General features: G+C 69.9%; 7 protein-coding genes. 4 read left to right on the top strand and 3 right to left on the bottom strand.

Annotated elements, in window-relative coordinates:
- Positions 1-112 precede the first annotated feature (112 nt).
- Positions 113-1,474, bottom strand: a complete 1,362-nt coding sequence (gene glnA, locus G6048_RS44500) for a type I glutamate--ammonia ligase (protein WP_165345317.1) — start codon at positions 1,472-1,474, stop codon at positions 113-115.
- A 318-nt stretch (positions 1,475-1,792) separates the two neighbouring features.
- Between glnA and G6048_RS44495 the strand changes: the two genes are divergently transcribed.
- The 3 genes from G6048_RS44495 (at position 1,793) to G6048_RS44485 (ending at position 4,954) form a co-directional block, all read left to right on the top strand.
- Entirely contained in the window at positions 1,793-2,455 is a 663-nt protein-coding gene (locus tag G6048_RS44495) for a DUF3105 domain-containing protein (protein ID WP_165345316.1), read from the top strand.
- Positions 2,456-2,508: 53 nt separating this feature from the next.
- Positions 2,509-3,129, top strand: a complete 621-nt coding sequence (locus tag G6048_RS44490) for a DUF305 domain-containing protein (protein ID WP_165345318.1) — start codon at positions 2,509-2,511, stop codon at positions 3,127-3,129.
- A 70-nt stretch (positions 3,130-3,199) separates the two neighbouring features.
- Positions 3,200-4,954, top strand: coding sequence for an NAD+ synthase (locus tag G6048_RS44485; RefSeq protein WP_165345315.1), 1,755 nt, complete (start codon positions 3,200-3,202; stop codon positions 4,952-4,954).
- Positions 4,955-5,043: 89 nt separating this feature from the next.
- On the opposite strand, the gene G6048_RS44480 is transcribed toward G6048_RS44485, so the two are convergent.
- Both G6048_RS44480 and G6048_RS44475 read right to left on the bottom strand, forming a co-directional pair.
- Positions 5,044-5,493 (bottom strand): VOC family protein, encoded by a 450-nt coding sequence (locus G6048_RS44480; protein ID WP_165345314.1) that lies wholly within the window; start codon positions 5,491-5,493, stop codon positions 5,044-5,046.
- Between the two features lie 34 nt (positions 5,494-5,527).
- Positions 5,528-6,031, bottom strand: coding sequence for a pyridoxamine 5'-phosphate oxidase family protein (locus tag G6048_RS44475; RefSeq protein WP_165345313.1), 504 nt, complete (start codon positions 6,029-6,031; stop codon positions 5,528-5,530).
- 156 nt (positions 6,032-6,187) lie between these two features.
- On the opposite strand from G6048_RS44475, the gene G6048_RS44470 reads away from it, so the two are divergent.
- On the top strand, positions 6,188-9,184 hold the full coding sequence (locus tag G6048_RS44470; protein WP_165345312.1) for a bifunctional [glutamine synthetase] adenylyltransferase/[glutamine synthetase]-adenylyl-L-tyrosine phosphorylase: 2,997 nt from the start codon (positions 6,188-6,190) through the stop codon (positions 9,182-9,184).
- The last annotated feature ends 23 nt before the right edge of the window (positions 9,185-9,207 follow it).

Below are 9,207 nucleotides of genomic sequence, written 5' to 3'. Positions count from 1 at the left end.
GCCTGCAGATTGCGGGCGACCGCGCCCAGACCCCCGATCGGCCTGAACGGCCTCGTCCTCAAACTCCCCCAGCTACCGCTGGGGGAGTTTGAGGACGAGGGGGTTGCGACACCTACAGAACCGGCAGGTTCTTCCGCAGCTCGAAGGCCGTGACCTCGGAGCGGTACTCCTCCCACTCCTGGCGCTTGTTGCGCAGGAAGAAGTCGAAGACGTGCTCGCCCAGGGTCTCGGCGACCAGGTCGCTGCGTTCCATCAGGGAGAGGGCCTCGCCGAGGTTCTGCGGGAGGGGCTCGATGCCCATCGCGCGGCGTTCGGCGTCCGTGAGGGCCCAGACGTCGTCCTCGGCGCCCGGCGGGAGTTCGTAGCCCTCCTCGATGCCCTTGAGGCCGGCGGCCAGCAGGGCCGCGTAGGCCAGGTACGGGTTCGCGCCCGAGTCCAGGGAGCGGACCTCGACCCGCGCGGAACCGGTCTTGCCGGGCTTGTACATCGGGACGCGGACCAGGGCCGAGCGGTTGTTGTGGCCCCAGCAGATGTACGAGGGGGCCTCGCCGCCGGCGCCGGCGGTGCGCTCGGCGCCGCCCCAGATGCGCTTGTACGAGTTGACCCACTGGTTCGTCACCGCCGCGATCTCCGCCGCGTGCTTCAGCAGGCCCGCGATGAAGGAGCGGCCCACCTTGGAGAGCTGGTACTCCGAACCCGACTCGTAGAACGCGTTCCGGTCGCCCTCGAAGAGCGAGAGGTGGGTGTGCATGCCGCTGCCCGGGTGCTCGGAGAACGGCTTCGGCATGAAGGTCGCATGGACGCCCTGCTCCAGCGCCACCTGCTTCATGACCAGGCGGAACGTCATGATGTTGTCGGCCGTCGACAGCGCGTCCGCGTACCTCAGGTCGATCTCCTGCTGGCCCGGCGCGCCCTCGTGGTGCGAGAACTCCACCGAGATGCCCATCGACTCCAGCATCGTGATCGCCTGACGGCGGAAGTCCATGCCGACGTTCTGCGGGGTGTGGTCGAAGTAGCCGGAGTTGTCGGCGGGCGTCGGGCGCGAGCCGTCCAGCGGGCGGTCCTTCAGCAGGAAGAACTCGATCTCCGGGTGGGTGTAGAAGGTGAAGCCCAGGTCGGAGGTCTTGGCGAGGGCGCGCTTCAGTACGTACCGCGGGTCCGCGAAGGACGGGGAGCCGTCCGGCATGAGGATGTCGCAGAACATACGGGCCGTGCCCGGGGCCTCCGCGCGCCACGGCAGGACCTGGAAGGTCGACGGGTCCGGCTTGGCGATCATGTCGGACTCGTAGACCCGGGCGAAGCCCTCGATCGCGGAACCGTCGAAGCCGATGCCCTCGTCGAAGGCCTGCTCCAGCTCGGCCGGGGCCACGGCCACGGACTTGAGGAAGCCCAGCACGTCCGTGAACCACAGCCGTACGAACCGGATGTCGCGCTCCTCCAGCGTCCGGAGTACGAACTCCTGCTGCTTGTCCATCTTCCGCTTCCACCCATCCTTGCTGGTCAGGCCGCCTGCTCCCGCGCCACGGGAGGCGGTCGGGCACCTGAGCATCCCACCACAACACCATTTCGTGCGCGTTGCGGACCTTGATCGGGCGGCCGACCTCCGTCTGAACGCCTCACGTACGGCAGGTGTCCTGCTCTGCTGCCCATAGTGCCTGTTCACCCGAGCCCCTGTAATGCCGGGGCGGGAAATGTGCGGCCGACCACCAGGGGCGCTACATACGCCGCTGCCGGCCGGACTACGATCAACCTCACCCGACCGTCTCTCCCCCAAGGCCCCGAAGGACTCACCATGGGTTCCGCGAAGAACAAAGCGTCCGCGTCACGCAAGGCGCGCATAGAGGAGATGCGCCGCGCCGAAAAGGCCCGCGAGCGCCGCAACCGGATCCTCACGATCACCGCCAGCGTGGTCATAGTCGGCGGCCTCGTGGCCGGCGGTGCGTACCTGATAAGCACGCAGTCCGAGGACGACAGCAGCACCTCGTCGGCCGCCCAGAAGGGGAAGTTCACCACGGGCAAGGACGGCGTCAGGACCTGGAACACGAAGCTGACCCAGAACCACGTCAGCGGCGACGTCAAGTACGCGATGAACCCCCCGGTGGGCGGCGACCACAACCAGGTGTGGATGAACTGCGACGGCGACGTCTACACCAAGGAGCTCAGCAAGACGAACGCCGTGCACTCCCTGGAGCACGGCGCGGTCTGGGTGACGTACAACAGCAAGGCCTCGGACGCGGACGTGAAGGCGCTCGCGGACAAGGTCGAGAAGACTCCGTACTCGCTGATGAGCCCGGTCGAGGACCAGAAGGACCCGATCATGCTCTCCGCCTGGGGCGCGCAGCGCGCGGTGACGAGCGCGAAGGACCCGAACGTGAACACGTTCTTCGAGAAGTACGTACAGGGCGAGCAGACGCCGGAGAAGGGCGCTGCCTGCACCGGCGGCCTCGCCAAGTAGCAGCCGAGCAGCAAGTACGTACGCACGAAGGCAAGTAGGAAGCTGTGGCAACGATGAAGCACGTCGGCTGGATCGCCGGAGCCGCCGCGGCCGTCCTCGTGGCGGCCGGCGGGATCACCTACGCGATCGCCGACGGCGACTCGGGCACGCCGGTCCCCGCGGCCGATTCCGCGGACGCGGGCTTCGCGCGCGACATGGCGGTCCACCACCAGCAGGCCGTCGAGATGTCGTACATCGTGCGGGACCGCACCGAGGACGAAGAGGTACGCCGCCTCGCTTACGACATCGCGCAGACGCAGGCCAACCAGCGCGGCATGCTGATCGGCTGGCTGGACCTGTGGAAGCTGCCGAAGGTGTCCGCGGACCCGCCGATGACATGGATGGGCATGGGCAACATGCCGTCGGGCGAGGACGGCGCGCTGATGCCCGGGATGGCGACCGACACGGAGCTGAAGTCGCTGGAGAAGGCGAGCGGCAAGGCCGCCGAGGTCCGCTTCCTCCAGCTGATGTACGCCCATCACGTGGGCGGCGTCCACATGGCCGAGGGCTGCGTGGAGCGGTGCGAGGTCGGGGTTGAGCGCGATCTGGCGCGGGGCATGGTCGAGGCCCAGGAGTCAGAGATGAGCCTGATGACGGACTTGCTGAAGAAGCGGGGGGCGAAGCCGCCCGAGTAACGCCCTGTGGGGCGTTGGCGTGGGGTCCGCCACACCCCATCGTGTCTGTTTGACGATTACACTGGGCTTCGTGCCTCAACTACGCCTCGCCCTGAATCAGATCGACTCGACCGTCGGCGATCTCGCCGGAAACGCCGAGTCGATCGTCCGCTGGACCCGGCACTCCGCCGAGCAGGGAGCGCATCTGGTGGCGTTCCCGGAGATGGTGCTGACCGGGTATCCCGTCGAGGACCTGGCCCTGCGGCCGTCCTTCGTCGCGGCCTCCCGCGCGGCCCTGCACAGCCTCGCCGCGCGCCTCGCGGACGAGGGCTTCGGCGGGCTGCCGGTGATCGTCGGCTACCTCGACCGGTCCGAGGCCGCCCAGCCGAAGTTCGGGCAGCCGGCCGGAGCGCCGCAGAACGCCGCCGCCGTGCTGCACGGCGGAGAGGTCGTGCTCACCTTCGCCAAGCACCACCTGCCGAACTACGGCGTCTTCGACGAGTTCCGGTACTTCGTACCCGGCGACACCCTCCCTGTCGTACGGGTCCACGGCATCGACGTCGCCCTCGCCATCTGCGAGGACCTCTGGCAGGACGGCGGGCGAGTGCCGGCCACCCGGACCGCCGGGGCCGGGCTGCTGCTCTCCGTCAACGCCTCCCCGTATGAGCGCGACAAGGACGACACCCGTCTCGAGCTGGTGCGCAAGCGGGCGCAGGAGGCCGGCTGCACGACCGCGTACCTCGCCATGATGGGCGGGCAGGACGAGCTGGTCTTCGACGGAGATTCGATCGTGGTCGACCGGGACGGTGAAGTCGTCGCGCGGGCCCCGCAGTTCGCCGAGGGCTGCGTCGTACTCGATCTCGATCTGCCGGCCGCTGCCGCCGAGCCGCTATCGGGACGCGTGGACGACGGGATGCGGATCGAGCACCTCGTCATCTCCGGGGCCCCGCTGCCCGCATACGAGCCGGAGCTCGCCGGTGGATACGCGGAGCGGCTGGACGACGACGAAGAGGTGTACTCGGCGCTCGTGGTGGGTCTTCGGGCGTACGTCGCGAAGAACGGTTTCCGTTCCGTGCTGATCGGGCTCTCCGGTGGCATCGACTCCGCGCTCGTGGCCGCGCTCGCCTGCGACGCGCTCGGCGCGGAGAACGTGTACGGGGTGTCGATGCCGTCCAAGTACTCCTCGGACCACTCCAAGGGCGACGCGGCCGAGCTGGCGCGGCGGACCGGGCTCAACTTCCGGACCGTACCGATCGAGCCGATGTTCGACGCGTACATGGGGTCGCTGGGGCTCACGGGTCTCGCCGAGGAGAACCTCCAGTCGCGGCTGCGCGGCACGATGCTGATGGCGATCTCCAACCAGGAGGGGCACATCGTGCTGGCGCCGGGCAACAAGTCCGAGCTGGCGGTGGGCTATTCGACGCTCTACGGCGACTCGGTGGGGGCGTACGGTCCGATCAAGGACGTCTACAAGTCATCGGTCTTCCGGCTCGCCGCGTGGCGCAACCGTGCGGCAGCCGAGCGGGGCCAGACGCCGCCGATCCCCGAGAACTCGATCACCAAGCCGCCGAGCGCGGAGCTGCGCCCCGGGCAGGTCGACACGGACTCGCTCCCCGACTACCCGGTCCTGGACGCGATCCTGGAGCTCTACGTCGACCGCGACACGGGCGCCGACGCGATCGTCGCGGCCGGGTTCGACCGCGACCTGGTCGTGAAGACCCTGCGCATGGTCGACGCGGCCGAGTACAAGCGGCGCCAGTACCCGCCGGGTACGAAGATCTCGGCCAAGGGCTTCGGCAAGGACCGGCGGCTGCCGATAACGAACCGCTGGCGGGAGCACGCGTAAGCGCTCCGCTGGAAGGACGGCGGCGGGGGTGCTCTCGGAGATCCTTCAGAAGGATCTCCGAGAGCACCCCCGCGCTACCCCGTACCTGCTCAGCTCTCCCGCTGCCGCCTCTGCTCGGCCAGCAGCTCGTGCAGGGGCTCTTCGGCCCGGCGGCGGAACTCCTGGATGGACCAGCTGTTGCCGTCCGGGTCCTTGAAGTGCATGAAGGTGGCTCCGTCCTCCGGGGTGTACTGAACCGGCTCGGAGACCTCCAGGCCGCGGTCGGTCAGTTCGGCGTGGGCCGCCTTGATGTCCGTGACGCACAGCTGAAGGCCCTGGTACGTGCCGGGGGCCGGCGTCGGGCCGTCCATCGTCTCCCAGAGGGAGTCGCCCAGGGCGATCGAGCAGCCCGAGCCCGGGGGCGTCAGCTGGACGATCCGCATGCCCGGCATGACCTCCTGGTCGATGTCGACGTGGAAGCCCACCTTGTCCCGGTAGAAGTCGCGGGCTCGGTCGATGTCGCTCACGGGCAGCGGGATCACTTCGAGCGTGTACTCCATCACTGGTGTCCTCCAGTTCGCCCCGACGAAAGAGTCACTCGAACCGCCAGCGGGTCTGACTGAACGGCTCCCCCTTACCGAAGCCGAAAACGACCCGTGGCGCCACCGAAAAGACGAAGGCATCGCCCGGCCCGTGATGGAAGCGGCCGTTCCGCACCTCGAAGTGCCAGAAGCTGCCGTACTTGCGCTCCCAGGCCTCTGCCAGTTCGCGCAACCGGCCGTCGTCGGCGACCCGGACCGCCTCGCCCTCCACCACCAGGTCGTAACCCTTGTTCCAGGTGTTGGTGCCGGTGGTCAGCACGACGTTCGCGTTCCGCTCCAGGTTCCGCGCCTTGCGCTCCTCGGGCCCGGTGCAGAAGTGCAGCGCGCCGCCCGACCACACCGCGGGCAGCGGTGTGACATGCGGCCGCCCGTCGGGTCGTACCGTCGAGATCCAGAACAACTCGGCTTCGGCAAGCATCGCTTCGGTCTCCGACCAGGGGAGTGCGGTGGCGCCTTCGCTGCTGTAGCGGGTGTCGAGCTCGGCTCGTGGTTCCATACGGGCTCTCCTTACGGGTTTTCCCTGTCTCTTCTCCTCAAGGGCAGACTCCGCGGCCCGCCCGAACTCATCGCCCGCTCTCCCGTCCGGGCGCTTCCCGCAAGCACTCCGGCTAGGCTCATGGCCGTACGACCTTGATCCGAGGGGAGGCCGGGGATGGCGACGCCGGGGCGCAGGAGCAGTACCTTCTCGCGGCTGCTGCGGCACGGTTTCACCGATCCGTCGGCCGCCGAGCGGCTCCTGGAGAGCGGCGAGCTGGCGCAGGTGAGGGACGACCCGGTCCTGCTCGACGCGCTCGGGGCGACCGCCGATCCGGACCTGGCGCTGCTCGGGCTAGTCCGGCTGGTCGAGGCGCAGAAGGATCACGCGGGACAGCGCGAGCTGCTGGACACGCTGATCTCGGCGAAGCCGCTGCGCGACCGGCTTCTCGGAGTGCTCGGCGCCTCCGCCGCGCTCGGCGACCATCTGGCCCGGCATCCGCTCGACTGGCAGGCGCTCGTGATGTACGAGCCGCAGGACCTGCACCCCGGGATCGCGGAGTTCGAGCTCGGTCTCGCCGAAGCCTCCGACCCGGTGTCCCTGCGCGTCGCCTACCGCCGCTGCCTGCTGTCCATCGCCGCACGCGACGTATGCGGCACCACCGACCTCGCCGAGACCGCCGCCGAACTCGCGGACCTCGCGACCGCCACGCTGCGCGCCGCGCTCGCCATCGCCCGGGCCGCCGCGCCCGAGGACGCCGCCCTGTGCCGCCTCGCGGTCATCGCCATGGGCAAGTGCGGGGGCCAGGAGCTGAACTACGTCTCCGACGTCGACGTCATCTTCGTCGCGGAGGCCGTGAACGGAGCCGACGAGGGCAAGGCCCTGCGGGCCGCGACCCGGCTCGCCTCGCACCTGATGCGGATCTGTTCCGAGACCACCGTCGAGGGCTCCATCTGGCCCGTCGACGCCAATCTGCGGCCGGAGGGCCGAAACGGCCCGCTGGTCCGCACGCTCTCCAGTCATCTCGCCTACTACCAGCGCTGGGCCAAGACCTGGGAGTTCCAGGCCCTGCTCAAGGCCCGGCCGGTCGCCGGGGACATCGAACTCGGCGAGGAGTACGTCGCCACGCTCGCCCCCCTCGTCTGGCAGGCGGCCGAACGCGAGAATTTCGTCCCCGACGTCCAGAAGATGCGCCGCCGCGTCGTCGAGAACATCCCCGTCGCCGAGATCGAGCGCGAGCTGAAACTCGGTCCCGGCGGACTGCGGGATGTCGAATTCGCCGTACAGCTCCTGCAGTTGGTGCACGGCCGGGCCGATACGTCGCTACGGAGCCGGACCACCCTTGAGGCCCTGAAGGCACTGGCCGCGGGTGGCTACGTGGGGCGCTCCGACGCCGTGCAGCTGGACGAGGCGTACAAGTTCCTGCGCCTGATGGAGCACCGCATCCAGCTCTACCGGCTGCGGCGTACGCATCTCGTGCCGGACAACGAAGCCGATCTGCGCCGTATCGGCCGCTCGCTCGGCCTGCGTACCGACCCCGTCACCGAGCTGAACCGTCAGTGGCGGCGGCACACCTCCGTCGTACGACGCCTGCACGAGAAGCTCTTCTACCGGCCGCTCCTCGACGCCGTGGCCCAACTCGCGCCCGGCGAGGCCCGGTTGAGCGCGGACGCGGCCCGTGAGCGGCTGGTCGCCCTCGGCTACGCGGACCCGGCGTCCGCGCTGCGCCACCTGGAGGCGCTGGCCTCCGGGGTCACCCGCAAGGCGGCGATCCAGCGGACGCTGCTGCCCGTGCTCCTCGGCTGGTTCGCGGACTCCGCCGACCCCGACGCGGGACTGCTCAACTTCCGCAAGGTGTCCGACGCCCTCGGCAAAACCCCCTGGTACCTACGGCTGCTCCGCGACGAGGGAGCCGCCGCCGAGAACCTGGCCCGGGTCCTGTCCGCCGGGCGGCTGGCCCCGGACCTGCTGATGCGGGCCCCGGAGGCGGTGGCGCTGCTGGGCAACGGCGACGGGGACGGCCTCGGTCCCCGCGACCGCGCCCACCTGGAGCAGGAGATCCTCTCCGCCGTGGGGCGCGCCGACGGGGGAGAGGCCGCGGTCACCGCCGCGCGCGGGGTGCGTCGGCGCGAGCTGTTCCGTACGGCCGCCGCCGACATCGTCCGCTCGTACGGTACGGAGGAGTCGCCGGCCGCCGCCGATCAGGGCGCGCTCGTCGACATGGTCGGCGGCGCGGTGTCCGACCTGACGGCCGCGACGCTCGCCGGAACGCTGCGTGCCGTCGTACGGCAGGGCTGGGGGGACACACTGCCGACACGCTTCGCGGTGATCGGAGTGGGGCGGTTCGGCGGGCACGAGCTGGGTTACGGCTCCGACGCGGACGTGCTGTTCGTGCACGAACCGCGCGAGGGCGTGCCCGAGCAGGAGGCCTCGAAAGCCGCCCATGCCGTGGTCGCGGAAATGCGGCGGCTGCTGCAGATCCCGAGCTCCGACCCGCCGCTGCTGATCGACGCCGATCTGCGGCCGGAGGGGAAGTCGGGGCCGCTGGTGCGGACCCTGAACTCGTACGAGGCGTATTACCGCCGGTGGTCCCTGGTGTGGGAGTCCCAGGCCCTGCTGCGGGCCGAACCCGTCGCCGGCGACGCGGACCTGGGCCGGCGCTTCATCGAACTCATCGACCCCCTGCGCTATCCCGCGGAAGGTCTCGACGACGACGCCATACGCGAGATCCGCCGCCTCAAAGCCCGCATGGAATCCGAGCGTCTGCCGCGCGCCGCCGATCCCACCCTCCACACCAAGCTCGGCCGCGGCGGTCTGTCCGACGTGGAGTGGACGGTGCAGCTCCTCCAGCTCCAGCACGGCTGGGCGGAGCCGGGACTGCGTACGACCCGCACGCGCGAGGCCCTTGCCGCCGCGTGCGCCGCCGGACTGATCTCCGCCGAGGACGCCTCGATACTGGACGAGGCGTGGGTGCTGGCTACGCGGGTGCGGAACGCGGTGATGCTGGTGCGGGGGCGGGCCGGCGACACGTTTCCGTCGGACGGGCGTGAGCTGGGGGCCGTGGGCCGCTATCTGGGGTTCGGGCCCGGGCATGTGGGCGACATGCTGGACGCGTATCGGCGTACGACGCGGCGGGCTCGGGGTGTGGTGGAGGAGTTGTTCTACGGGGGGTAGAGGGGCTGAGAATCAGCCTGTCC

Source organism: Streptomyces ureilyticus, from assembly GCF_011045025.1.
Lineage (GTDB): Bacteria > Actinomycetota > Actinomycetes > Streptomycetales > Streptomycetaceae > Streptomyces > Streptomyces ureilyticus.
The sequence above is the reverse complement of the archived record's forward strand: the minus strand, read 5'-3'. Positions and strand labels throughout refer to the sequence as shown.

Coding starts and splice junctions, on each gene's coding strand:
- glnA (WP_165345317.1), bottom strand. CDS start 1,474: ATGGACAAGCAGCAGGAGTTCGTACTCCGGACGCTGGAGGAGCGCGAC.
- G6048_RS44495 (WP_165345316.1), top strand. CDS start 1,793: ATGGGTTCCGCGAAGAACAAAGCGTCCGCGTCACGCAAGGCGCGCATA.
- G6048_RS44490 (WP_165345318.1), top strand. CDS start 2,509: ATGAAGCACGTCGGCTGGATCGCCGGAGCCGCCGCGGCCGTCCTCGTG.
- G6048_RS44480 (WP_165345314.1), bottom strand. CDS start 5,493: ATGGAGTACACGCTCGAAGTGATCCCGCTGCCCGTGAGCGACATCGAC.
- G6048_RS44475 (WP_165345313.1), bottom strand. CDS start 6,031: ATGGAACCACGAGCCGAGCTCGACACCCGCTACAGCAGCGAAGGCGCC.
- G6048_RS44470 (WP_165345312.1), top strand. CDS start 6,188: ATGGCGACGCCGGGGCGCAGGAGCAGTACCTTCTCGCGGCTGCTGCGG.